The sequence below is a fragment of the Gilliamella sp. B2838 genome (assembly GCF_026536185.1).
In the GTDB taxonomy this organism is placed as follows: domain Bacteria; phylum Pseudomonadota; class Gammaproteobacteria; order Enterobacterales; family Orbaceae; genus Gilliamella.
The window spans coordinates 352,984-378,860 of record NZ_JAFNOO010000002.1; the positions used below are offsets into that span (position 1 = coordinate 352,984).

The 25,877-nt window shown below is 35.4% G+C and carries 24 protein-coding genes and 2 pseudogenes; 16 read left to right on the plus strand and 10 right to left on the minus strand.

Annotation, left to right across the window (positions count from 1 at the left end; genetic code table 11):
- Positions 1 to 134: 134 nt before the first annotated feature.
- From J3U63_RS03495 to glnA, 8 genes are all read right to left on the minus strand, one after another.
- Positions 135 to 890 (minus strand): ABC transporter ATP-binding protein, encoded by a 756-nt coding sequence (locus tag J3U63_RS03495; protein ID WP_267333790.1) that lies wholly within the window; start codon positions 888 to 890, stop codon positions 135 to 137.
- Positions 887 to 1,858, minus strand: a complete 972-nt coding sequence (locus tag J3U63_RS03500) for an iron chelate uptake ABC transporter family permease subunit (protein ID WP_416379590.1) — start codon at positions 1,856 to 1,858, stop codon at positions 887 to 889. Before J3U63_RS03500 ends, J3U63_RS03495 begins: the two co-directional genes overlap by 4 nt.
- On the minus strand, positions 1,848 to 2,807 hold the full coding sequence (locus tag J3U63_RS03505) for an ABC transporter permease (RefSeq protein WP_416381282.1): 960 nt from the start codon (positions 2,805 to 2,807) through the stop codon (positions 1,848 to 1,850). The genes J3U63_RS03500 and J3U63_RS03505 overlap by 11 nt, the downstream gene beginning before the upstream one ends.
- An 8-nt stretch (positions 2,808 to 2,815) precedes the next feature.
- Positions 2,816 to 3,772 carry a siderophore ABC transporter substrate-binding protein gene (locus J3U63_RS03510; RefSeq protein ID WP_267333793.1) on the minus strand — a complete coding sequence of 319 codons (957 nt, stop codon included), beginning with the start codon at positions 3,770 to 3,772 and terminating at the stop codon, positions 2,816 to 2,818.
- A 265-nt stretch (positions 3,773 to 4,037) separates the two neighbouring features.
- Positions 4,038 to 5,237: a hypothetical protein gene (locus J3U63_RS03515; RefSeq protein WP_267348413.1), complete on the minus strand. Its 1,200-nt coding sequence runs from the start codon at positions 5,235 to 5,237 to the stop codon at positions 4,038 to 4,040.
- Between the two features lie 633 nt (positions 5,238 to 5,870).
- Positions 5,871 to 7,331 (minus strand): nitrogen regulation protein NR(I), encoded by a 1,461-nt coding sequence (glnG, locus tag J3U63_RS03520; protein WP_267370443.1) that lies wholly within the window; start codon positions 7,329 to 7,331, stop codon positions 5,871 to 5,873.
- Positions 7,332 to 7,342: 11 nt separating this feature from the next.
- Positions 7,343 to 8,392: a nitrogen regulation protein NR(II) gene (gene glnL, locus J3U63_RS03525; protein WP_267333796.1), complete on the minus strand. Its 1,050-nt coding sequence runs from the start codon at positions 8,390 to 8,392 to the stop codon at positions 7,343 to 7,345.
- A gap of 74 nt (positions 8,393 to 8,466) precedes the next feature.
- The gene (glnA, locus tag J3U63_RS03530; RefSeq protein WP_065633690.1) at positions 8,467 to 9,876 is read right to left on the minus strand and encodes a glutamate--ammonia ligase; all 1,410 of its coding nucleotides are present in this window, start codon (positions 9,874 to 9,876) and stop codon (positions 8,467 to 8,469) included.
- A gap of 728 nt (positions 9,877 to 10,604) precedes the next feature.
- Here glnA and J3U63_RS03535 point away from each other — a divergent pair.
- From J3U63_RS03535 to gpsA, 3 genes are read left to right on the plus strand one after another with little or no spacing between them, the layout of a single operon-like run.
- On the plus strand, positions 10,605 to 11,045 hold the full coding sequence (locus J3U63_RS03535) for a rhodanese-like domain-containing protein (RefSeq protein WP_267333797.1): 441 nt from the start codon (positions 10,605 to 10,607) through the stop codon (positions 11,043 to 11,045).
- Positions 11,046 to 11,074: 29 nt separating this feature from the next.
- Complete coding sequence (secB, locus tag J3U63_RS03540) at positions 11,075 to 11,548, plus strand: protein-export chaperone SecB (protein WP_267333798.1); 474 nt, start codon at positions 11,075 to 11,077, stop codon at positions 11,546 to 11,548.
- Between the two features lie 44 nt (positions 11,549 to 11,592).
- Complete coding sequence (gene gpsA / locus J3U63_RS03545; RefSeq protein ID WP_267333799.1) at positions 11,593 to 12,606, plus strand: NAD(P)H-dependent glycerol-3-phosphate dehydrogenase; 1,014 nt, start codon at positions 11,593 to 11,595, stop codon at positions 12,604 to 12,606.
- 69 nt (positions 12,607 to 12,675) lie between these two features.
- On the opposite strand, the gene J3U63_RS03550 is transcribed toward gpsA, so the two are convergent.
- Positions 12,676 to 13,650: a hypothetical protein gene (locus tag J3U63_RS03550; protein WP_267333800.1), complete on the minus strand. Its 975-nt coding sequence runs from the start codon at positions 13,648 to 13,650 to the stop codon at positions 12,676 to 12,678.
- 194 nt (positions 13,651 to 13,844) lie between these two features.
- Here J3U63_RS03550 and aas point away from each other — a divergent pair, with 194 nt between their 5' ends.
- The 8 genes and pseudogenes from aas (at position 13,845) to J3U63_RS03585 (ending at position 22,134) form a co-directional block, all read left to right on the plus strand.
- Positions 13,845 to 15,986 carry a bifunctional acyl-ACP--phospholipid O-acyltransferase/long-chain-fatty-acid--ACP ligase gene (gene aas / locus J3U63_RS03555; protein WP_267366267.1) on the plus strand — a complete coding sequence of 714 codons (2,142 nt, stop codon included), beginning with the start codon at positions 13,845 to 13,847 and terminating at the stop codon, positions 15,984 to 15,986.
- Positions 15,979 to 17,187, plus strand: a complete 1,209-nt coding sequence (gene lplT / locus J3U63_RS03560; protein WP_267333802.1) for a lysophospholipid transporter LplT — start codon at positions 15,979 to 15,981, stop codon at positions 17,185 to 17,187. Before aas ends, lplT begins: the two co-directional genes overlap by 8 nt.
- Positions 17,174 to 18,085, plus strand: coding sequence for an N-acetylmuramic acid 6-phosphate etherase (gene murQ / locus J3U63_RS03565; protein ID WP_267370446.1), 912 nt, complete (start codon positions 17,174 to 17,176; stop codon positions 18,083 to 18,085). Before lplT ends, murQ begins: the two co-directional genes overlap by 14 nt.
- 807 nt (positions 18,086 to 18,892) lie before the next feature.
- Positions 18,893 to 19,265 (plus strand): annotated as a pseudogene (locus J3U63_RS13300) (PTS sugar transporter subunit IIA); the annotation flags it as partial.
- A 47-nt stretch (positions 19,266 to 19,312) separates the two neighbouring features.
- Positions 19,313 to 19,861: pseudogene (locus J3U63_RS13305) on the plus strand (PTS system mannose/fructose/N-acetylgalactosamine-transporter subunit IIB); the annotation flags it as partial.
- A 20-nt stretch (positions 19,862 to 19,881) separates the two neighbouring features.
- Complete coding sequence (locus tag J3U63_RS03575; RefSeq protein ID WP_267370448.1) at positions 19,882 to 20,682, plus strand: PTS mannose/fructose/sorbose transporter subunit IIC; 801 nt, start codon at positions 19,882 to 19,884, stop codon at positions 20,680 to 20,682.
- A gap of 17 nt (positions 20,683 to 20,699) precedes the next feature.
- Positions 20,700 to 21,611 (plus strand): PTS system mannose/fructose/sorbose family transporter subunit IID, encoded by a 912-nt coding sequence (locus tag J3U63_RS03580; protein ID WP_267370449.1) that lies wholly within the window; start codon positions 20,700 to 20,702, stop codon positions 21,609 to 21,611.
- A 148-nt stretch (positions 21,612 to 21,759) separates the two neighbouring features.
- Positions 21,760 to 22,134, plus strand: a complete 375-nt coding sequence (locus tag J3U63_RS03585) for a DUF956 family protein (RefSeq protein WP_267333805.1) — start codon at positions 21,760 to 21,762, stop codon at positions 22,132 to 22,134.
- A gap of 267 nt (positions 22,135 to 22,401) precedes the next feature.
- On the opposite strand, the gene J3U63_RS03590 is transcribed toward J3U63_RS03585, so the two are convergent.
- Positions 22,402 to 22,677, minus strand: coding sequence for a hypothetical protein (locus J3U63_RS03590; RefSeq protein WP_267370450.1), 276 nt, complete (start codon positions 22,675 to 22,677; stop codon positions 22,402 to 22,404).
- Between the two features lie 431 nt (positions 22,678 to 23,108).
- Between J3U63_RS03590 and rpsP the strand changes: the two genes are divergently transcribed.
- From rpsP to J3U63_RS03615, 5 genes are all read left to right on the plus strand, one after another.
- The gene (gene rpsP, locus J3U63_RS03595; RefSeq protein WP_025314644.1) at positions 23,109 to 23,357 is read left to right on the plus strand and encodes a 30S ribosomal protein S16; all 249 of its coding nucleotides are present in this window, start codon (positions 23,109 to 23,111) and stop codon (positions 23,355 to 23,357) included.
- Positions 23,358 to 23,381: 24 nt separating this feature from the next.
- A complete protein-coding gene (gene rimM / locus J3U63_RS03600; RefSeq protein ID WP_141671527.1) occupies positions 23,382 to 23,912 on the plus strand; it encodes a ribosome maturation factor RimM in 531 nt (176 codons plus the stop codon).
- Between the two features lie 16 nt (positions 23,913 to 23,928).
- Entirely contained in the window at positions 23,929 to 24,681 is a 753-nt protein-coding gene (gene trmD, locus J3U63_RS03605) for a tRNA (guanosine(37)-N1)-methyltransferase TrmD (RefSeq protein ID WP_267333807.1), read from the plus strand.
- Positions 24,682 to 24,712: 31 nt separating this feature from the next.
- On the plus strand, positions 24,713 to 25,063 hold the full coding sequence (gene rplS / locus J3U63_RS03610; RefSeq protein WP_065633703.1) for a 50S ribosomal protein L19: 351 nt from the start codon (positions 24,713 to 24,715) through the stop codon (positions 25,061 to 25,063).
- A gap of 164 nt (positions 25,064 to 25,227) precedes the next feature.
- Positions 25,228 to 25,830, plus strand: coding sequence for a MarC family protein (locus J3U63_RS03615; protein ID WP_267333808.1), 603 nt, complete (start codon positions 25,228 to 25,230; stop codon positions 25,828 to 25,830).
- The last annotated feature ends 47 nt before the right edge of the window (positions 25,831 to 25,877 follow it).

Consider the following 25,877-nt stretch of genomic DNA (forward strand, 5'->3'; position numbering starts at 1 on the left):
AAACATGAATAAAGAGAAATTGTAAACCTTAATTGTTTTATCTGATGATTAACAGTGTTAATGCAGGAACAATCATTGTTCAACTGGTTAAAGTTTGAATTCGTTTATGTTCGATATCAAGCATAAAAAATAAGTTAATAATAAATCGCAATATTTTGATTTTGGACATTCTCAATTTTTATAGGAGTATCAAATATATCCTCTAAAAGTTGTGAATTCATAATTTGCTCTGGACTACCTTGATAAACAAGCTCACCATTTTTCATCGCCAAAATATAGTCTGAATAAACGGATGCAAAATTAATATCATGAATGACAATAACGATGGTTTTACCGAGTTCATCTGCTGCTCGACGTAATTGTTTCATCATAGCAACCGCATGTTTCATGTCTAAATTATTGAGTGGTTCATCGAGTAAGACATATTCGGTATCTTGACAAAGAATCATAGCCACATAAGCACGCTGGCGCTGACCACCGGATAACTCATCAATAAAACGATCTTTATATTCGGTAAGATTCAAAAAATCCAGAGCTTGATTGATATGCTTATAATCATCAGCATTTAAGCGCCCTTTGGTATAAGGATAACGCCCAAAGCCAACAAGTTCAAAAACAGTTAACCGACTGGTAAACCGATTTTCTTGTCTTAAAACAGATAAATAGGTCGCAAGTTTATCACTTGGTGTATTAACAACATCCATATTTTGAATTTTAACAACACCTTCATCAGCCACTAAAAGTCGACTGATAATCGATAAAAGCGTTGATTTACCTGCACCATTCGGTCCAATAATTGCCGTAATCCCACCTTGCGAAATAGTCGCATTGACATTTTTTAATACGGGTATAGTTTGATAATTTTTACAAACATTTTCAATTTCAATCACATTGGAACCTTTTTCAATAATAAGAAAATAAACAAAGAACCACCAATAAATTCAATCACTATAGATAAAGCGCCAACCATATTTAACACACGCTCTAGAAACATTTGCCCACCGACCAGAAAAATGATACCCAATAAAAAAGCGGTAGGCAGTAAATAACGATGTTGGCTTGATCCGCTAATACTATAAGCAAGATTAGCGATCAATAGACCCAAAAAAGTAAACGGTCCAACCAATGCCGTCGATATTGCGACTAAAACAGAAACGAGTAATAAAATTATTGTAACGCTCTTTTGATAATCGATACCTAAACTAATCGCATTATCCCGACCTAAAGCAAGTACATCGAATCGAAATCGCATTTTCCACAAAAATACACCAATCACAGCGGCTATTATTAATGAAAAGATAATCAAGACAGGTTCAGCACGGGTAAATGTTGCAAAAATTCGACTTTGTAACACAGCAAATTCTGTTGGCGTCATTAAACGTTGCAGTAAGTTAGAAAAGCTACGGAACAACGTACCTAAAATAATACCGATTAGTAAAACTAAATGTAGATTTTGTTTGAGTTTAGTGAATAAACCACGGTATAAAAAGAGAGAAAATAAAATTAATAATAATGATTCAAATACAAATTTACCAATAATCCCAATATAGGGAATACCTTGTGTATCAATAAAAAAGATCACAATCGTTTGGATTAACACAAACAAAGATTCAAATCCCATAATTGATGGAGTCAAAATTCGATTATTGGTCACGGTTTGAAAAAGTAAGGTAGAAGTCGATGCAGCAAAAGCAACCAGAATCATGGTTAAAACAATCCAAGTACGGTGCATCAATATATAACTAATATTGCCTTTAAGGTTTAAAGTCATAAAACAACTTATACAAATTAAAGACAGAATAAATAACAAAAATACTCTTTTTTGACTTATTGTATAACGTTTTTGATTAACTGACATGGCGTCTTCGACTCAATAATATTAAGAAAATAATAGCGCCAACTACGCCAAGAATAACACTCACGGGAATTTCAAAGGGATAACGAATTAGCCGACCAATAATGTCACAAATTAATACTAATCCACTGCCAAATAAACAGATCCAAGGTATCGTTTTACGAACATTATCACCAAATAATAAACTGACAATGTTTGGCACAATCAATCCTAAAAAAGGTAAAACACCAACGACCACAACAACAATCCCACCAATTAATGCAATAACAATAAGTCCCGTCAACATGACTCGACGATAATTAAGACCTACATTAACTGAAAAGTCGCGTCCCAAACCTGCAACGGTAAATTGATCGGCACTCCAACAAGCAAGCAATGTCAAACCGCCGACTAACCATAATAATTCATAACGGCCTTGTAAAATACCTGAAAAGTCGCCTGATTCCCAACCACCAAGCGATTGTAATAAATCAAAATACATAGCGAAAAATGTTGTAATCGCGCTAATGACTGCCCCCAACATAATACCAATAAGCGGCACCATCAATACTGATTTGAAAATGATTTTTCGGGAAATCACCATAAAAATCATTGTACCCGCCATAGCAAATAAGCTGGCAACAACCATTTTTGTCATCACACTTGCACTCGGTGCAAGCACCATCATGATTAATAAACCAAGACTGGCTGATTGAGTAGTGCCAACTAAAGTAGGTTCAACAAATCGATTTTGGGTTAACAATTGCATTATTAAACCGGCAACACTCATGGCACTACCTGCAAATAATAAAGCAACGGTTCTGGGAACGCGGCTAACAAAAAAAATCTCTCGCATGGTACTATCTATCCAAAGATCAGATAGCGTGACATTCCCAGCCCCAATAAATAAACTTATTACAGACATTATCAACAAAATGAAAATGCCTGTAATAAAATAAAACGACTTAACCATATCTTTGATTAATTAGCTGATGTTTTTTGTAAAGCTTCGCTTATTTGATCCATTAAGTGGCTATAAGTTTGAATACCACCAGCAATATACATTGAGGTTGAATCTAAATAGACAATATGATTATTTTGCCATGCATCCGTTTTTTGAATTAAATCATTATTTAAAACTTGTTGAGCTGATTGCGCTTCTTTATTTCCAATAGCATTATCTCTATCTAAAACAAAAAGCCACTGTGGATTAACACTTAAAATAAACTCAGAGGTAACTGCGTTACCATGACGCCCTGCTTCTTGGAATGTTGTGGCAGGTTTAAAACCTAATATATCAAAGATAAAACCAAAGCGAGATTTTGGTCCATATGCTGACATTTTGCCACCATTAACCATAATGACTAGTGCACTTCCAGCGGTATTTGTTTTTGGTTTAAGTTGTTCAATTTTTTGATTAAAATCAGCTATAAGCTTTTTAGCTTGATCTTGTTTATTAAACAACGTGCCTAATTGTTCAGTTCTTTGTGTTAAACTTGCCAAAAAGTTATTTGGATCAATATCAAGAGAAATAGTTGGCGCAATATCATTTAATTTATTATAAACATCGTTCGCACGACCACCTGCGATAATAACATCAGGCGCTAATGAACTTAAAACTTCATAATTTGGCTCAAATAACGTCCCCACATTAGTATAACTTTTATCACTATATTTCGATAAAAAATCAGGGAAATGCACATCAGATTGAGGAACCGCTGAGACAGGAATATTCAAAGCATCCATAATATCGAGTGTTGCGATATTAAAAACAACCACCTTTTTAGGGTTTTCAGGTACATCAGTTTTACCTTGCGCATGCTCAATGGTTATTTTATTAACTGAACTTTGCTCATTTTTTTTATTATCATCACATCCCGCTAACACAAATAGCGCTGTTAACAACACTATAAACTTAAATTTGATACGTGAATACATTTTGGCTCCTAATCATCATTCTTGATAAAAAAAGAAATGATAAATATAACAATTATCATTTGCATTAGATTGTAACGAAAAAAATAAAGCTATTCAATTAACTTTAATAGAATAAAAGAATGGGTGTCTTAGGTAGATTAGAAATATAACAATCGAATAAATACATTTTATCCAGTGAAGATGACAATGTTATTAGTGCGACTCCTCACACCGTTATAATTGGCTATGAGGAAATAATTTTCATACTAAATTTGTGTTAAAGCTATCAGTTAACGCAAGCAACTCGCTGTTTATTACCACCAAGATAACCATGATATACATCACCGGTATCTGAATGGACAAGATAAGGCTCATTCAGATTGTCGTATATTTGCCCAGTCCAATAATCACCATACTCTAGATCACTATTTGTATAATAATTCTTATCAGTAAATCCCCATTCAGCAAATAAAGTTTGACCAATTCTACGCTGGTAATTATTGGGTTGATTAGGCAAACCACCTTGCCATTCCCAACCATTTGCATTAGTTAAGTCGAGAATATTAGCTATTTTGTAACCTAAATTTTCACAGTAGGATTTAGCAGAAGGATAGTCAATATAACCAGGTTTTGCTATAAACCATTTACTTATTGTGAAGCGGTATATCATATTTTTTTTATTCTTATCTGAATAAATGGTAAAAGTAGTTGGATCTTTTGCAGTTGCAGCTTCTGCAGCACTTGAACCATTATCTGGTCCTTGAAATTCTACTTTAGCAACATTGATTTGTTTAATATTATCGGTTGTAATATTTAAGCTAATCCCAGAGTTTTGTGGCGATTTACTATAGCTTAATTCACTTGATAATGCCCCTGCTACCGTTAAATAAAAATACAGTCCTTTTGATGCTGTGGTTGGAAAATTGGTCGAAGGTTGATATAAGGTTTGAAGTTTAAATCCTTTACTACCATCCCATTGACTTGTTGGTCCCGACATAGATGTAAAATTTGGAAAAGGATCGCTATCATTATACTTTAAATTAGGCCGAGCAAAGCAAAAATAAGGAGTGGTCACTTTATTAGGGATAAGATAGTAAACTGCTTGATTACCAATAAAATTAGAAGAATTTGGCAAGCCATAGCGAGTTGATAAAATGCCGCTATCACTGGTTAAACTGAGTTGATAGGGAGAATTACAAGCATCATTCAAAAGCTGCTCAGGGTTATTTACCATTTCACCATCAGCGCTTTTAACCGTTAACGTTAAATTGCCAGAAACAGTATACAACTTATCACCATCATTATCTTTCCAATAACCCTTACTTGAAATTAGATCTAACAAGCTGATTTTCAGTTTATTTAAAGGAAGTTCAGTTTTAATATTTTTTAATTTTTCGCCTCCAGCAGGAAGTCGAATTGGGTTGCTTTTTGTCGATAAACTATCTTTGATGCTATAACTTCGTCCATCGTAAAGCGTAATATTCAAAAGCGGATCTGTTTTATTTCTGCTAGTGGCTCCATTATCAAAAGTTAAATATGGTGCATTGCCATGAATTGCAGCTGAAGTGGTGGCAGTTAACGAATTAACTGAATTAGCAGTGATTAATCCTAAAATGATACCAATAAATTTTAAATAAAAAGAAACTGAATTAAATATTTTCTGATTAAAAAGAGCTGTTTTTCCTCTTAAAAAGGAGAATAAGAAGTTAATTGAGGATCGAAAATGATTAGAGTGAAAGAATAAACTTAAATATAACGATTTATCTAACGATAAATAGGGTTTTACAGGTTTTGCGTTTTGCGTTTTGCGTTTTAAACATTATATATGTTTCCCTTCCCAAATGTCAATATATTTCTGCATAAATTCGTTTTTTTATGCGAAAAGTTATTTTTTGTTTTTTTTTAAAAGAATAACAACCAAAATCATATTAAATGAATAACATTGCTCTAAACATAGAAAAATGTTAATTATGGTTCTAATTAATAATGAGAGAAAATCAGAAATAAATATACAAATTTTTTGTTAAGAATTGAAAAGTCGTTGTTCAAATAAACTTTAATTGAGTTAGTTTAAAAACTTTAATTCAAAAGTAATCAAACTAACTTATTTAATTAATGATCAAAGCTCATCTAATTTATTTTGTGTATCATCTGATAATTCTTTCAACTTCCTTGTTAACGTGTTACGTCCCCATCCTAATAAATGTGCGGCATCTTGTTTATGACCACGCGTAAAGTTTAACGCACAATTTAATAAAATACGTTCAACATCGTTTACTGCTTCGGTTAATATACCCGTTTTGCCTGCAATTAGTGCTTGTTTAGCCCAATTTTCAAGTAAATTTTGCCAATTCATTTCAAGCTCTGGTTGATGAAATGGTTGAGAGTGGGGTTCACACTCTATTGAATTTTTAGGCATAGACATTTGTAGTAGTTCAGGTGGCAAATCCTGTACCAGTATTTCTTTACTTGAGGACATAACTGTGACCCATCGACAGGTATTCTCAAGCTGCCTAACATTCCCTGGCCATTTTGACATACATAAAATTTTTAAAGCTTCTGGACTAAAAATTTTACTTTCAACACCTAATTCTTTTGCAGTTGTATGCAAAAAGTGTTCAGCAAGTTTTGGAATATCTTGTGCTCTGTCTCGTAACGGTGGTAATAAAATACGAATAACATTTAAACGATGAAAAAGATCTTCTCTAAATTTACCTTCTCTTACTCTCGCTTGAAGATCTTGATGGGTTGCGGCAATAATCCGTACATCGACTTTAACCGGTGAATAACCACCAATTCGATAAAATTGTCCATCAGCAAGTACGCGTAATAATCGCGTCTGCACATCTAACGGCATATCGCCAATTTCATCCAAAAATAGGGTTCCACCATTAGCTTGTTCAAATCGACCATGTCTGATTTGAGCAGCGCCAGTAAAAGCGCCCTTTTCATGCCCAAAAAGTTCGGATTCAATCAAATCTTTAGGAATTGCGGCCATATTAAGAGCAATAAAAGGCGATTGTGAACGCGGACTATGGATGTGTAACGCCTTGGCAACTAACTCTTTACCGGTTCCTGACTCACCATTTATTAATACACTAATCGATGATTTAGATAACCGCCCAATAATACGAAAAACCTCTTGCATCGCGGGGGCTTCACCAATAATACCGGTTGAGGCTTTTGCTGTTGTGGTTTGACTTGTCTTGTTTGTTTGCGTTTGTAAAATTGCGCGTTCAACTAATTGAATGACTTCATCCACATCAAATGGTTTAGGAATATAGTCATAAGCACCTTTTTGATAAGCATTGACCGCTGCATCAAGATCTGAATGGGCTGTCATGATAATTACAGGTAAATTCGGTATTTGTTCTTTCACATAATGTAACAAGGTTAACCCATCAAGTCCTGGCATTTTGATATCCGAGATCAATACAGCAGGTTTTTGCACATGCGTATCTAACGCATCAATCACTTCTTGACCATTCGCGAAAGTAACGCAGTTAAAGTGAGCATTGGTAAGTGCTTTTTCTAATACCCATCGAATTGAACTATCATCATCAACAATCCAAACATTCATTTTAATTTACCTCATTGTTTAATTGGCAAATAGACAGAAAATTCAGTATGTCCAGGCCAACTATTAAATTCAATTTTTCCATGATGTTGATCGACTATATTATGTGCAATCGAAAGTCCAATTCCTGTTCCCCCCTCATAACCACTCACCATTGGATAAAACAAGGTATCTTGTATATGAACCGGTACGCCAGGCCCATTATCTTCAATATCAATGCGGGCACAAAGTCGATAACGTTGTCCATGTAAAGTCACCTGAAAGGCCGTTCTTGTTCTTATCGTTATTGTTCCTGTTTTTGTTCCTATAGCCTGCAATGCATTACGGACAATATTTAAAATCACTTGTTCTATCTGTTCAGAATCATGAATTAACTCAGGTAAGCTTGGATCATAATCACGTAAAATTTGAATATTAATTGGCTTTTCTAAACAGAGTAAAGCATAGATTCGTTCTATTGCTTTGTGAATATTTTGTTCTTTTTGCTGTAACCGCTGCTGAGGGCCCAGTAATCTATCAACCAGGTTTCTGAGTCTATCGGCTTGCTCAATAATAATTTGTGTATAATCTTGTAATTCATTTTTAGGTAATTCCCGAGATAATAATTGAGCCGCGCCACGTAGACCACCCAATGGATTTTTAATTTCATGAGCAAGCCCTCTAACTAATTCTCGAGCAGCACTTTGTTGAGCTTGTTGTAATTGCTCTTGGCTAAGACGCTTATGGTTATTTAATGGCGCCATTTCAATAAGAATGCGTCCATTTGCTAATAATTGTGCCGTTAATGATAAAATATGCAATTCATTATTAATCACTAAATTGACTTCATTATCCGTAAAACCTTGATTTTGTTCTAACGCACTTAACATGAGTTCAAAATCCAACGAATAATAGCTCAATAAATCAGGCAAATAACTCTCTAATAATTTTTTTGTGCTTTGCGATAATAATTGCTGAGCTGCCGTATTGGCATAAAGAATATGAAGATTTTTATCGAGCAATAAAATACTTGTGATTATTGAATCGAGAACAAGATTAGCATCAGATTCATTATCAAATGTCATCGTTTCAATTCCCGCCCTCGCTAGACACCACCGCTGATTAGCGGTGGAGCACTTTAAGTTAAATCGAAAATAACTTATAAACTATAGTACAACTCAAATTCAACAGGATGTGGAGTCATACGAACACGATCAACATCTTGACGTTTTAAATCAATATAAGCATCGATAGTGTCATTAGTAAATACGTTACCACGAGTTAAGAACTCACGATCTGCATCTAAAGCATTAAGTGCTTCTTCAAGTGAGCCAGCCACTTGTGGAATTAATTTAGACTCTTCTGGTGGTAAATCGTACAAGTTTTTATCCATCGCATCGCCCGGATGAATTTTATTGATAATGCCATCTAAACCAGCCATTAACTGCGCTGCAAATGATAAGTATGGGTTACCGGCTGGATCTGGGAAGCGAACTTCAATGCGACGTGCTTTAGGGCTAGTCACAACAGGAATACGAATTGACGCAGAGCGGTTACGTGCCGAGTAAGCAAGCATCACTGGTGCTTCATAACCTGGGACTAAACGTTTATACGAGTTAGTTGCAGGGTTGGTAAAGGCATTAATTGCTTTAGCATGTTTAATAATACCACCGATATAATATAGCGCCATTTCAGATAGGCCCGCATATTTATCGCCTGCAAATAAGTTTACCCCATCTTTGGCTAATGATTGGTGGCAGTGCATACCTGAACCATTATCGCCAAACATCGGTTTAGGCATAAATGTCGCTGTTTTACCATAAGCATGCGCAACATTTTGTACTACATACTTATAAATTTGCACTTCATCGGCTTTTTTAGTTAATGTATTAAAACGACAAGCAATTTCGTTTTGACCTGCTGTTGCTACTTCATGGTGATGCGCTTCAACAACTAAACCTAATTGCTCCATGATTAAACACATTTCAGAACGAATATCTTGGGATGAATCAACGGGAGGAAGTGGGAAGTAACCACCTTTAACTGCTGGACGATGGCCTTTATTGCCTTCTTCATATTTAGTACCTGAGTTCCAAGCGGCTTCGATATCATCAATATGTACAAAGCTACCTGACATTGGCGTACCAAAACGCACATCATCAAATAAGAAAAATTCTGGCTCTGGTCCAAAAATAACCGTATCAGCAATACCTGATGATTTTAAAAACTCTTCAGCACGTTTAGCGATTGAACGGGGATCGCGATCATAACCTTGCAATGTCGCAGGCTCTAAAACATCACAACGCAAATTTAACGTCACATCTTCAAAAAATGGATCAATTACCGCACTTGATGCATCTGGCATTAATACCATGTCTGATTCATTAATACCTTTCCAACCTGCAATTGATGAACCGTCAAACATCTTACCATCTTCAAAGAAATCAGCATCAATTTGGCTAACAGGAATTGTTACGTGTTGTTCTTTACCTTTTGTGTCGGTAAAACGTAAATCAACAAACTTAACATCGTTTTCTTTAATTAGTGTTAAAACTTTTTGTGTAGACATGTATCTTCTCCATTAAGGACAAATAATTGTTCAGTTTAAAAGGCATTTTTGCCAAGTTGTTTACAGTTATGCAAATATGATGCCATTTTTTAACCATGCTTAAGTGGTCAATAAGCTAACCTGATAATAACACAAATATTATTATTGCACCAAAATAAAGCAATAAGCACCAAAGTAATGCACCAAAACCAATCATTGCTACCTAATCAAAGATTACAAAAGCTTAAACTAAAACCAATATAAAATAAGTTATATACAGTTGCAGCTTTTATAAACTTTCAGTATTGGTGCATACAGATATTTTGTTTGAACTTTACTCCAGCATTTTTTAATGCCTCATGATAATTCAATAATAATTTTTAGTTTTGCTCAGTGTTATTTTAGTATTAGAAAAAGTAAGTGCTACTTGTTGTCTGTTCGATGGTTAATATTGAAACAAACCAGAAAAATTGGTCACCATGATATGCAAAAAATAGGAGAAACTAATAAAGATTCCTTGCGTTATTTGGAGGATATTTGATTGGAATTCATATCACTAAATTAGAAAAACGTAATCAATTGAGTAACCACTTATCAATATCATTCTGTTTAAAGTCATCTATTTTTAACTTAAAAATCGAATAATCATCATGACATTAATAATGTTTTCACATAATGGTACTATATTTCACCGCATAATATCGCTATAATCTTAGCTTATATCGAAAAAATCAGGTAATCACATAAGTATGGACTTTATTACACTCGAAATTATTCCTTTTGTAAAAAATCACCTTTTACTTTCACTCGGTTGGATTGTGTTATTCATTGCAATCATTGTATTAACGATTAAAAGCAAATTATCGAAAGTTAAGATTATTAATAATGCTCAAGCAATCAATATGATCAATAAGCAAAATGCCGTTATTGTTGATATTCGTTCTGCTGATAGCTTCAAAAAAGGGCATGTGACTGAATCTCATAATATCTTGCCGATTGATATTAAAAATGCAAGCGCCAAAACCATTGATAAATTCAAAGAGGATCTCATTATTTTAATCGATGAAAATGGCTTATCATCAACAAATATTGGTGAAATTCTTGTAAAACAAGGTTTTTTACATGTTTATGCCTTAAAAGATGGCATTGCTGGATGGAATGGCGAAAATTTACCATTAGTTAGAAAATAATATAATTTAAAAATAAATAAGGTTTTATCATGACTGAACAAAACAATACACAACAAGCCGAAACACAATTCGCAATTCAACGTATTTATACTAAAGATGTTTCGTTCGAAACCAATAATGTGCCAGAAATTTTTACAAAACAATGGCAACCTGACATGAATATTGAACTTAATTCATCATCTCAAATTTTGAATGAAAGCGTGTATGAAGTTGCTTTGCGCGTCACAGTAACAGTGAAGTCACAAGATGAAGTTGTGTATATATGTGAAGTTACTCAAGCCGGTATTTTTTCATTAATTGGCTTTGATGAAAACCAAATACAACACTGCGTTGGGGCTTACTGTCCAAATATATTGTTCCCTTATGCTCGAGAAGTCGTGTCAAGTTTAGTGACCAAAGGTACATTCCCTCAACTCAATTTAGAGCCAGTAAATTTTGATGCACTATTCCTTAACTATCTTCAACAACAAGCTGAAGCTAGTTCTGCTGAAACACTACAATAGTGGTTGTTTGGCAATAAATTTTTAATCAGTTTATCGGATTATTCATGAAAAAAAGCGCTGTAGTAACAGTCATTGGAGCAGGTTCCTATGGAACCTCTTTAGCAATATTACTGGCTCGTAATGGTCATCCAACACTATTATGGGGTCATAACCCTGATAAAATGACTATTTTGCAGCAAGATAGGCAAAATAAGCAATTTTTACCAGATATTGCTTTTCCACCTGAATTACAGGTTGAAACGGATTTACAAACCGCTGTTAGTGCTGCACCCATCTTACTTATTGTAGTACCTAGTCACGCTTTTGCTACTATTTTAAAGCAAATTAAACCTTTTTTACGTAAAGATTCAAAAATCGTTTGGGCGACAAAGGGTTTAGAAGCCGACACAGGACGTTTATTACAAGATGTAGCAAGAGAAATTCTAGGTAATGAAATTCCTTTAGCAGTCATTTCTGGTCCGACCTTTGCCAAAGAAGTCGCATCAGGTTTACCCACTGCGGTAACCGTTGCATCGACCGATGATTTGTTTTTAACTGAGTTACAGAATTTATTTCACTGTAGTAAAAGTTTTCGTGTTTATAGCAGTAAAGATTTTATTGGCGTACAACTAGGTGGCGCTGTCAAAAATGTTATTGCTATTGGTGCAGGTCTATCTGATGGACTTGGTTTTGGTGCCAATGCTCGAACAGCGCTAATTACCCGAGGATTGGCTGAAATGATGCGATTAGGTGCTAAACTTGGCGCTGACCCTGCCACCTTTATGGGGATGGCTGGGCTTGGTGATCTGGTCTTAACTTGTACTGATAATCAATCACGTAATCGTCGCTTTGGTATATTATTAGGTCAAAATAAAACCATTGAAGAAGCACAAAAAACGATAGCTCAAGTTGTCGAAGGATATAAAAACACCAAAGAAGTCTGGCTATTAGCTAAAAACAATCACGTCGATATGCCAATTACAGAACAGATATATCAAGTCCTATATGAACATAAAGATCCAAAACAAGCGGCAATGGCATTACTTGGGCGTTCGCAAAAAGAAGAATTAAAAAGTTAAGTTTTATATCGATAAAAGGCTATTGCTTACTTAAAAATTTGTGTAAAAAAATAGGGCTATTGCCCTATTTTATATTGTTAAGCCGATTGCTTTTTGTTTGGCTTTTAAGTAAATATCATAGCCAACGTAAACATCTAGCACAGCGGTACCAACGGTTTTAAATAACGTAATTTGCTGATCATTTTCACGACATAGCGTAGAGTCCATCACTAAATTGCCTAATTCTAAAAAATCATCTTTAGACACTAACTTTTGATTGATCGGATCGATGATATCGCCGGCTTCAGCAAAAACACCTGCTTTAGTATCAAGAACACGAATAGACGATTTTTTCACTACATCACTTGGAATTTCATGCATTTCTGGCGTATAAGCACCAACACCATTAATATGAGTGCCTGGTTTAACGTTAGCACCATTAAACGTCGCTACTTTTGAAGTCGTCACAGAAGTAATAATATCGGCTTGACTAATATCTTGATCCAAGTCCTGTGAGCAATAAAAATTAGCAGAGAAATGTTCAAATTGTCTTTTCATCGCTTCGGTGAACTGTTTGGCTTTTTCACTATCAATATCAAAAATGGCCACGTCTGTTAGTGGACGAACAGTTAGCATTGCCTCCAACTGAGATACAGCTTGTCCTCCCGTACCAATTAATACCGCGCGACGAGCATCTTTACGCGCTAATAAATCTGTTGCCGCGCCTTGTACCGCACCAGTTCGAAGTTGAGTAACATAAGTGCCATCTAACATTGCACAAACTTCACCTGTTTGTGGATTAAGCAATAAGACTTGTGCCGGTACTGATGGCTTACCTAAGGTTGGATTATCAGGAAAGACTGACACAATTTTAATGCCGACAATATCGCTCCCTTTTATATGTGCAGGCATAAATAAACTCTGCCCCTTTTGCATATCAAAATTAATCCGTAATGGTACCTCACTGTTACCCTCGGTATAAATTTTCAAAGCTTGCTTATCTGCTGCAATCGCATCTTGCATGGTATAAACTTTTTTAATCTCATTAGCCGTTAATATTAACATTTTATCTCCAGTCCATTTTTTAATGCTTATTTTTTTGAGCAACATCGATTGTCTAATTATTCAATAGCCCTAATGGCATTTATAATAATGTTTTGTTTTAATTGAAATAACAGGATAAATTGCTTATCTTGTATATTGCTTACTTTTTCACTATTATGACAAAGTGTAATTTTGCACGACAATTGAGAAATCAGATGTTATTTAAAATACTAAAATTTTTTCTTAAGATTTTATTTCATGTTAAAGTTCATGGCAATCTAGATAATTTAAAACAAGATAGGCTTCTTATCACGCCTAATCATGTTTCCTTCCTCGATGGCGTTTTAATCGGTGTTTTTTTACCAGTAAAACCTGTTTTTGCTATCTACGCAGGCTATATAGACCATTGGTTGGTACGTTTAGCAAAGCGTTATGTTGATTTTGTGCCAATGGATCCTATCAGTCCTATGGCAATAAAACGATTAGTTCGTGAAATTGAAAAAGGCCGGCCAATTGTGATTTTCCCTGAAGGCCGAATCACAATAACAGGTTCGTTAATGAAAATTTATGATGGTGCGGCTTTTGTTGCGGCTCGTTCTAAAGCGACTATCGTACCAGTTTGGATTGAAGGGGCGGAGTTTACCTTAACCAGTCGTTTAAAAGGATTATTCAAACGGCATTTGTTTCCAAAGATAACTATTCATGTTCTTGAGCCGACCTCTATTCCAATGCCAAATGCGCCAAAAGCCAGAGATAGGCGTTACATTGCAGGCGAAAAACTGCATGAAATTATGATGAATGCTCGCATGGCAAGTCGCCCCAAATTGACACTATTTGAAGCTTTACTTGAAGCACAAGTAAAATACGGGGTTAAGTCACGTATGGTGCAAGACCCGACAACATCGGAAGCGTCATACCGAAACCTTCTTAAACAAATTATTGGTGTTAGTTGCATCATTGCTAAAATAACGAAAAGAAAAGAACGAGTCGGGCTGTTATTACCAAATGCAACAATTACTGTTGCAACTATTTTTGGTTTATCGGTTAAAAACAGAATTCCAGCAATGCTTAATTATACAGCAGGCACCAAAGGCATAACCTGTGCGGTAACAGCGGCTGAAATTAAAACCATTATTACTTCTCGAAAATTCATCCAAAAAGGTAAGCTTGATTACTTACTTGAAGAAGTCAAGGGTGTTAAATGGTATTTCCTTGAAGATTTACGTAAAAGCTTAACCTTCAGTGATAAATTATATATTTTAATTCATCAATATATTCCACGTTTGGTTCAGCGTCGTCAATCTAGTGATGACGAAGCATTAGTACTCTTTACTTCCGGCTCTGAAGGTAATCCTAAAGGTGTGGTACATAGCCATAATAGTTTGATTGCCAATGTAGAACAAATTCGAACAGTTATCGATCCAACACCAGCAGACCGTTTTATGTCAGCTTTGCCACTGTTTCATGCTTTTGGTATTACTGCTGGTCTATTTTTACCGCTGTTTTCAGGCAGTCGAACCTTTTTATATCCAAATCCATTACATTATCGTATGGTTCCCGAAATTATCTATGACCAAAATTGTACTGTTCTATTTGGTACACCAACATTCTTAGCTAACTATGCGCGATATGCACACCCTTATGATTTTATGCGCTTACGTTACGTAGTTGCGGGTGCTGAAAAACTACCAGATTCAGTTCGAGAACAATGGAAAGATAAATTTGGTATTCGTATTTTAGAAGGTTATGGTGTGACCGAATGTGCACCGGTTGTTGCCCTTAATGTGCCTATGGCCTTTAAAGCGGGCACAGTTGGACGATTACTACCTGGTATGATTTCACGATTAATTCCGATATCAGGGATTACCGATGGTGGCGAACTACAATTAAAAGGGCCTAACGTGATGAAAGGTTACTTACGTGTTGAAAATCCAGGTAAACTTGAAGTCCCTGCTGCCACAGATGAAAACGGCAAGGTCGAAAAAGGTTGGTATGATACTGGCGATATTGTCGCTATTGATAACGAAGGTTTTGTTACCATTAAAGGACGCTTAAAACGATTTGCTAAAATTGCCGGTGAAATGGTGTCATTAGAAAGTGTTGAAGCTCTAGCCAAAAAAGTCGATCCCGATTCGATGAATGGCGCAACAGTGAAAACAGACTCAGCTAAAGGCGAAGCAATTGTACTGTTTACCACATCGTCTAACATTAATCGAGAATTACTCAATCAAGCCGCTCAAGAACTGGGTATACCAACATTAGCCATTCCACGTGATATTCGGGTTGTTAAAGAGTTACCATTACTTGGCACGGGTAAAATCGATTTTATCACGCTAAGAAAAATGGCCGATGAATAAGTCAGAATCTACTATGAAACAATATTCCCTATTAAGCAAAGGCATGGTAGCAACCATGCTAGCGCAGTTTTTTTCAGCATTTGCGGATAATGCAATCTTTTTTGCTATTCTTGCTTATATTAAAAATTTGCATTACCCACAATGGAGCCAATCAGTATTACAAATTAGCTTTGTTGTTCCTTTTATAATTCTTTCACCTTTTGTTGGCCAATTTGCCGATAGTATGTCTAAAGGCAAAGCGATGATGATAGCCAATGGTCTAAAATTAATTGGCGCAGCAAGTATCTGCTTAAATATTAGTCCCTTTATCGGTTATTTTTTAGTGGGTATTGGCGCTGCCGGTTACTCTCCAGCAAAATATGGTATTTTAGGCGAGCTGACATCGGGTGATAAGTTAATAAAAGCGAATGGTTTAATTGAAGCATCAACAATTGCAGCAATTCTGCTGGGTTCTTTGGCTGGTGGGCATATTGCCGATATGAATGTCAGTGCATCCTTACTTACTTGTGTTTTAATGTATGCACTCGCCGTAATTGCTAACATATTTATTCCCAAGTTACCTGCTGCAAGAAAAGATATTCACTGGAAATTTACCAGTATGGTGAAAGATTTTACCCGCACAGTCAAAATCATCTTCAGTAATAAACAAGCTTTATATACGCTATTAGGCACCAGCCTATTTTGGGGAGCAGGCATTACATTACGTTTTTTATTGATTAGCTGGGTGCCTGTGGTGTTAGGTATTGTTGACAATTCAACCCCGACCAATCTTAATGCCATTGTTGCCATCGGCATTGTAATTGGCGCTGGTTTAGCTAGTGCATTTATTTCGATTGATAAAACATTACGTTGTATTCCTGCTGGAATCATGATGGGCATTGCCGTTATAGCTTTTACATTGCAAAGCCATATCATTTCATCCTATATTTTATTAGTGATCATTGGTGCACTAGGTGGATTTTTCTTAGTACCACTCAATGCCTTGATCCAAAAAATGGGCAAAGATTTAGTTGGTGCAGGTAGTGTCATATCAATCCAAAACTTAAGCGAATATAGTGCAATGATGATCATGTTAGGGCTTTATACCTTAGCCGTTGCGCTCAACCTCCCTGTTATTGCTATTGGTGTAGGTTTTGGTTGCTTATTTACGTTAATAATATTTCTTCTATGGCTAGGATTAAGAAAACATGCAAAATATTAATTTATCTTCTATGTTAACCGAGAGCCGCAATCTCAATAGTGAACAAATTGATAATTGCTCTACATTAGAAATTCTTAAAATTATCAATAATGAAGATAAAAAAGTTGCCTTAGCAGTAGAGCAAGAATTAAGCAACATAGCTCAAGCAGTAGATGTAGTTAGTCACGCTTTGTTAAATCAAGGTAGATTAGTTTACATTGGTGCTGGCACATCGGGGCGTTTAGGCATTTTAGATGCCAGTGAATGCCCACCAACTTATGGCACACCGCCTGAACTGGTCATCGGCTTAATCGCTGGTGGTCAGCAGGCAATCTTTCATGCTGTTGAAAATGCTGAAGACAATCCACAATTAGCTGAACGTGATTTAACCAAGATCAATTTATCAGCCAACGATGTTTTAGTCGGAATTGCAGCTAGTGGGCGCACACCTTATGTTCTTGGTGCCATGCACTTTGCTAAATCACTGGGGTGCAAAGTTGTAAGCTTATGCTGCAATCCCAAAGCTCCCATGCTTGAATTAGCCGATATCGCAATCACTCCCATTGTTGGTGCAGAAGTGATCACCGGCTCATCTAGAATGAAAGCGGGCACGGCACAAAAGCTTGTACTAAATATGTTAACCACAGCAAGTATGATTAAAATTGGCAAAGTTTACGGTAACTTGATGGTAGATGTTGAAGCAACCAATGCTAAACTGATTGAGCGCCAAATATCAATTGTTATGCAAGCAACCGATTGTGACCGACAAACCGCGACTTTAGCATTACAACAAAGTAATCGACACTGTAAAACGGCTATTTTAATGATTTTAGCTAATCTATCTTTTACGCAAGCCAAAAAGGTCCTATCAGAAAATTGTGGATTTATTCGTCGTGCGCTAAAAGATCATGGTTTATAAAATAACGATTAAAATACCTTTAAAAAAGGTGATTTTTAGTTCAAATGTATTTTTAAAAAAAAGCAATATAGTACATTTGACGAAAATAATCTCAATTTAATTTTTACAGTTGCATTTGGTAAATCAAAAAACTAAGACAATCTAATTTAGCGTATAGATCACATCAGTTATCTTTGACATTGTTTGATGTGATCTAAAGTTGAGCGATAAAAAACTCCTTAAAATTAAATCAGCAGCAATATTGAGTTGCATGTTAGCAAAACATACCTGACGAAATGGACAAAAACCAATCAATTAGCTTTGAAGAAAATCATCTTAAAAGTCTAAAATGGTAGATGTTTTAGTCAACAACTTGTTGATTTAATATCAAAATCCATCATTATGGATTAAATAACTGATAATTAATTTTGCGTCAATAACCAGTAATAATCATCATATAATAAGATTAAATACTGATTATCAATAAGCATAAAATAACAGTATCCATTATTAGATGGATGATCAATAATTAGCAAAATTTCGTAACAAGAATAAATGATTTTTTAAAAATAGATAAAATTCTTCTATAAAAAAATAGATTATCTATACTTAACTTATTAATAAATGTTATGATTTAACAGTTAATTATATAAAAATTAGGAATATAAACATTTGTTTTACAAACAACTATGTACCTCATATTTTTTATAAACAGACTATTTATGTTCAATGTTTTTACATATGACTTAACTAAACCAAACTAGTTTTTGGTGCTCATTTAAAGTAATTTATTATTATCCAATGAGATAAATATTTGGAGGAAGATCTATGGTAGGAATTATTCTTGCAACTCATGGCGAGTTTGCAGAAGGGATTCTACAATCAGGAACAATGATATTTGGTGAACAAGAAAACGTTAAAGCGGTTACCTTGCATCCAAGTGATAGTCCTGAAAGTTTAAAAGAGAGAATGCTTGCTGCAATAGCAACATTCGATAATCAAGATGAAGTGCTTTTTTTAGTGGATTTATGGGGCGGAACACCTTTCAATCAAGCGAATAATTTATGTGGTGAACATAGTAATTGGGCGATTGTAGCTGGTTTAAACTTACCTATGTTAATTGAAGCTTACTCATCACGCTTTTCGATGGAAACAGCCAAAGAAATTGCATCAGCAATTTTAGAATCTGCTAAAGAAGGCATTCGCGCAACAGTTGAACCTGCCAAAACACAAACATCTAAACCCGCAGAAGCTATTCCAGAAGGTACAGTTGTCGGTGATGGAAAGATGAAAATTGTGTTAGCTCGTATCGATTCTCGCTTATTACATGGTCAAGTCGCCACTTCTTGGACAAAATCAACCAATCCTACCCGTATTATTGTCGTATCAGATTCAGTTGCTAAGGACCAGTTAAGAAAAAAACTGATTGAAGAAGCGGCGCCTCCTGGTGTTAAAGCAAACGTGGTTCCTATCAAAAAAATCATTGAAGTTTCGCATGATCCTCGTTTTGGCAATACCAAAGCTTTATTGCTATTTGAAAACCCTGAAGATGTATTAAGAACCATTGAAGGTGGTGTTGATATCAATGTTGTCAATGTTGGTTCGATGGCACATTCTGTGGGTAAGGTCATGGTTAATAAAGTGTTATCAATGAATGCACAAGACGTTGAAACCTTCGAAAAGTTAAAAGCTAAAAACGTCAAATTTGACGTTCGTAAAGTACCTAATGATTCTAACGATAATATGGATGAATTATTAAAGAAAGCGAAACAAGAATTAGCTGAGCAAAAGAATTAGTTTATTTAAGGGGTTATATTATGACATTATCAATTATTGCTATCATTTTGGTGATAGTTATTGCCTTCCTAGCTGGTATGGAAGGTATTCTGGATGAGTTTCAATTTCATCAACCTTTAGTTGCCTGTTCATTAATTGGATTAGTTACGGGTAATTTAGAAGTTGGTGTAGTATTGGGTGGTTCCTTACAAATGCTTGCACTTGGTTGGGCAAACATTGGGGCAGCAGTTGCACCCGATGCAGCTTTAGCATCTGTTGCCTCTTCAATTATTTTAATACTTGGAGGACAAGGTGTTGCTGGTGTTTCGACCGCAATTGCAATAGCGATTCCGCTTGCTGTAGCTGGGTTATTCTTAACCATTATTGTGAGAACAATAGCTGTTCCGTTGGTCCATATGATGGATGCTGCTGCTGAAAGTGCAAATATTAGACGAATTGAATTTTTGCAGATGTTAGGAATTTGTTTACAAGGTTTACGAATTGCGATTCCTGCCGCAGCTTTACTATTTATTCCAGCAGATATAGTTAAAGACTCATTAAATGCTATGCCTGAATGGTTAACAACAGGCATGGCAATTGGCGGAGGAATGGTTGTTGCGGTTGGTTACGCCATGGTAATTAATATGATGGCAACTCGCGAAGTCTGGCCATTTTTTGTGATTGGTTTTGTTATTGCCGCCCTAACACAATTGACACTAATAGCAATAGGTGCATTAGGAGTAGCATTAGCATTAATTTACCTTAATCTTTCTGAACGTGGCAATAACACAAACAGTGGTAACAAAGGCGATCCACTTGACGACATTTTAAATGATTACTAAGAACTTGGAGAAAAAAAATGACTGATAGAATTCAATTAAGCAAAAAAGATCGTTTAGCCGTTGCTTGGCGTTCGACTTTCCTCCAAGGTTCTTGGAATTATGAACGCATGCAAAATGGTGGATGGGTCTATTCAATGATTCCTGCGATTAAAAAATTGTACAGTTCAAAAGAAGATCGTGTTGCTGCATTAAAGCGTCATTTAGAGTTTTTTAATACTCACCCTTATTTAGCATCCCCAATACTCGGTGTAACGCTTGCATTTGAAGAGGAACGTGCTAATGGAGCTCCTATAGATGACGCTACTATTCAAGGTGTTAAAGTAGGAATGATGGGTCCACTAGCAGGAGTAGGAGATCCTGTCTTTTGGTTTACTTTGAGAATGATGCTTGGTGGACTTGGAGCATCATTGGCTATTAGTGGCAATGTGATGGGACCAATTTTATTTTTTTTACTTTGGAATATCATTCGCTGCTCTTTTATGTGGTATAGTCAAGAGTTTGGTTATCGTACTGGCTCAAAAATTATCGATAATTTATCTGGAGGATTGCTACCAAAAATCACTAAAGGTGCGTCTATTTTAGGGATGTTTGTGCTGGCGGCTTTGGTACAAAGGTGGGTATCGATAAAATTCCAACCAGTCGTTTCAACCGTAAAATTAGATAATGGTGCATTTATTGATTGGAATGCATTACCCGCTGGTGCGGAAGGCATTCAAAAAGCATTACAACAAATGCAAGCTGGATTATCTTTGACACAAGAAAAAGTGACTACCTTGCAAAATAACTTGGATCAATTAATACCAGGACTTGTACCATTACTTTTAACATTTTTATGTATGTGGTTACTACGTAAAAAAGTCTCACCTATTATCATTATCCTTGGGTTATTTGTTGTAGGTATTATTGGCCACGTTATTGGTCTTTTATAAAAGATAATGTTTTAACCAACGTATTTTTAAAATATACCGTTTTAGTTTAAAGCAACAAATTCTTAATAATCAAACTATCCTTTTCATCACATAACGATGATGAAAAGGATATCATCACTAATTCAAGTCTGGTTTAGGGACACAATAGATGGTTCAATCATTAAACACGAAGATTGATTTAACGGTAAAAGCAACAGCATTTACTGGTTTAACGGAATATGGCAATATTATAATCGGAGACAAAGCTTTTGAGTTTTATCATCAGCATGATCCGCGCAAATATATTCAAATTCCTTGGAATGAAGTCGATTTTGTTATTGCATCGGTACTATTTGGTGGTAAATGGATTCCACGTTATTCAATTCAAACCAAAAAAGATGGTACTTTTACCTTTGCTTCTAAACAACCTAAACAAGTACTTAGAGCTATTCGTGTTTATATTGATGGACAAAAAATGGTACGTTCACTAGGTTTTTTTGACGTGTTAAAACGAGCTTTCTTTAAGAAAAAAACAAAAAATTAAGACAATATTAAGTACAATATACAAATAAATTAATATATTAATTTATCATGTTATTATTCCTAATAAATTGATAAAATTTTTAAGCTGATTTTAGTAATTGTCGATCTCTTTGCTTAATCAGATAAACTGCTCTTTTGAGAAAGATGCCTTCAAATAAGATTATGGCAATATTGTCATGTTCAAATTGAAATAAGGTTAACCTAGTTGTAATACTAATCCCATGATTAACTGAAACTAATCCAATCATAAATGTCTACAGCCTAACTTCTATAGCATATTGAATGTTATAGCTGCGTCAATTGTTTTATTATAAATACAAATAATTATACCTTTTAAAAAAGCAATAAATTTATGCCTTTCTAACCCCTTTAATTCAACCGATTGTTTCTGCTCAAGAACATTATCTTTGTGGCAAATCAAATAAAACTCACCTGAAAACAATAAATCTGCATGAATATCTTTTAAAGTCGGTATTTCTGCTAATATTGTCATTACAGAACGAGTTGCCGATTTTTCGCAAGTAACGTTTAAACAAATAGCCAAAGATCATGTTACCGTCATGGGTGATGTGCTCGTAAAGCTGTCAAAGAGATTATTGCAATTGACTCAACGCTAATTGAATGACAGCTAGTCAAACAGTTATCAGCTATTTGGAGGTATAAAAAAATTGTGCAATCACCCGTGGCATAACTTGCTCTTTAGCGCTTGATATGCATGGAAAAGGGCTAAGTGCGGCATTAATGGGTAAAGATATAGATTAAAACGACTGTTAATGATTGTTTTTTGAACCGAATCAATCCCAGTAATTATTATTGGTGAGATTGATTATTTATAGATATTGATTAATAAATGTATTACCTTTTATCAGCCATAAACAGCCATTGCACTTTTTGCCAGAAAGAGTATAATTTCGGGGCTTTGATTTTGTCCATGTTGGACAAGATAAAGATTATTTTTTAATTTAAGAGGATGTTATGGTAACTATTCGTTTAGCTCGTGGTGGCTCTAAAAAGCGCCCTTTTTATCAAGTAGTTGTCACTGATAGCCGTAACCCACGTGATGGTCGTTTTATTGAGCGCGTTGGCTTTTTTAATCCAATTGCACAAGGTAAAGCGGAAGAATTACGTTTAGATCTTGATCGCGTAAATCATTGGGTAGGTTTAGGTGCAACCGTTTCTGATCGTGTTAATACATTGATCAAACAAGCACAAAAAGCTGCTTAATATTAGTAACTAATAGTAATTGTAATGATGAATACTGAGAATCTAATTGTTGTGGGTAAACTTGGTTCAAGCTACGGCATTCGTGGATGGCTCAGGATTTTTTCGTTTACAGAATTTCCAGATAGTATTTTTGATTACACACCTTGGTATATTCAGCGTGCTGGGCAATGGCAAGAAGTAATCGTAGAAAGCTTTAAACCCCATAATCAAGACATGATTGTGAAACTCAAAGGTGTTGACGATCGTGATCAAGCCAATGCATTAACTAATGCCGAAGTATTTGTCGATGCAGAAAAATTACCAGAACTTAATAATGGTGATTTTTATTGGAAAGATCTGATTGGTTGCCGAGTAAAAACAATTAATGGCTACGACTTAGGTCAGGTTACTGATTTAATGGAAACCGGTTCTAATGATGTGTTGGTTGTTAAAGCAAATCTAAAAGATGCATTTGGAGCAACAGAACGTTTAATTCCTTTTGTTGAAGAACAATTTATTAAACAAGTTGATTTAACAACAAAAATGATTGTGGTCGATTGGGATCCAGCATTTTAATTGGTAAGGTAAGAATATGTGGATTGGCGTAATTAGCCTTTTTCCCGAAATGTTCCAAGCTATTACCTGTTATGGTGTAACTGGTCGAGCCGTAAAAAATGGACTGTTAACAGTAGATTATTGGAACCCGCGCGATTTTGCGCATGATAAGCATAAGACTGTCGATGACAGACCTTATGGTGGCGGTCCCGGCATGTTAATGATGGTACAACCACTTAGAGATGCCATTCATGCAGCGAAAGCAGTAGCAGGTAACGATACAAAAGTAATCTATCTTTCCCCGCAAGGGCGCAAATTAAACCAACAAGGTGTTTGCGAGTTGTCACAATATCAAAAATTGATTTTGATTTGTGGTCGATACGAAGGTATAGATGAACGCGTTATCCAAACCGAAATTGATGAAGAATGGTCAATTGGGGATTACGTGTTAAGTGGCGGTGAATTACCGGCAATGACCATGATTGATGCTCTAGCAAGATTTATTCCTGGCGTGTTGAATCATGAATCATCAGCAGAAGAAGACTCTTTTGCTAACGGTTTACTTGATTGTCCACACTATACCAGACCAGAGGTGTTAGATGGAATGGCGGTGCCCGATGTGTTAATGTCTGGTCACCATGAAGCGATTCGTCGCTGGCGATTGAAACAATCACTAGGACGAACTTGGTTGAGAAGAGACGATCTTCTTGAAAATCTAGCTCTGACTGATGAAGAGCAATGTTTACTCACTGAATTTCAACAAGAATACCGTGATAAACAAAGCAACTAAAATTTCAGTATAACTAGTAAGAGATAACATTATGAAAAATGCAATTATTCAGCAATTAGAACAAGAACAAATGAAAAAAGACATCCCGTCTTTTCGCCCAGGCGATACGATTGAAGTAAAAGTATGGGTTGTTGAAGGTAACAAAAAACGTCTTCAAGCTTATGAAGGTGTGGTTATTGCAATTCGCAATCGTGGTTTACATTCTGCATTTACAGTACGTAAAATTTCGAATGGCGAAGGTGTTGAACGAGTATTCCAAACTCACTCACCAATTGTTGATTCAATTACTGTGAAACGTCGTGGTCAAGTACGTCAAGCTAAACTTTACTACTTACGCGAACTTCGTGGTAAAGCGGCTCGTATTAAAGAGCGCCTTAACTAATTCTTTATTGGTTAATGATTTAAAAAAACAATATAAAATATATCTGTCTAATGATGGTCACCTTTACGGTGACCGTTTTTATATTTAAAACATACTGTTTCCTGCCAACTATCTAGCGTTGACAAAGTTAAAGCAAATTTTATTATTCTTTTGAAGGTTATGCTATGGGTGACTATCTTTTCGAAATTCTTGCAACAACTATAAAATTGTTCGCATTAATGACACCACCAGCAGTTTTGAGCGCATTTTTAAGTGGCACAAAACAATATGATGAACAACTACGCCGCAAAACAGCACTTAAAACATCGTGTGCCGTTTTTATTATTGGTATTGTGTTATTCTTTTTTGGTAATACTATGTTTAGTGTTTTTGGTTTTACTCTTGATGCATTTAGAATTGGCTCCGGTGCGTTACTCTTTATTACAGCGGTTTCGTTGATGAATGATTCACCAGAAAAGAATAAAATAAGTAGCGATGAAGATATTAGTGTTGTGCCCTTAGCAATTCCTTTATGTATGGGGCCGGCATCCATTGGTACCATCATTGTGTTAGGTTCGAGTTCGTTGGGTGTTGTACAAAATTTGATTGGTGCAATTTCATTATTCATTGCATCTTCAGGTATCTATGCTATGTTGCTATGCGCTAAAACAATCGCTAAAGTGCTAAAAAATACCGGTATATCAATTTTATCAAAATTGACTGGATTACTTATATCCGCTATTGCGGCACAAGTTGTTTTTACTGGTGTAGCTGCTTTTCTAAAATAGTACAAACAAATTGAGATATAATTAATAAAACGTGATTATATTTGATT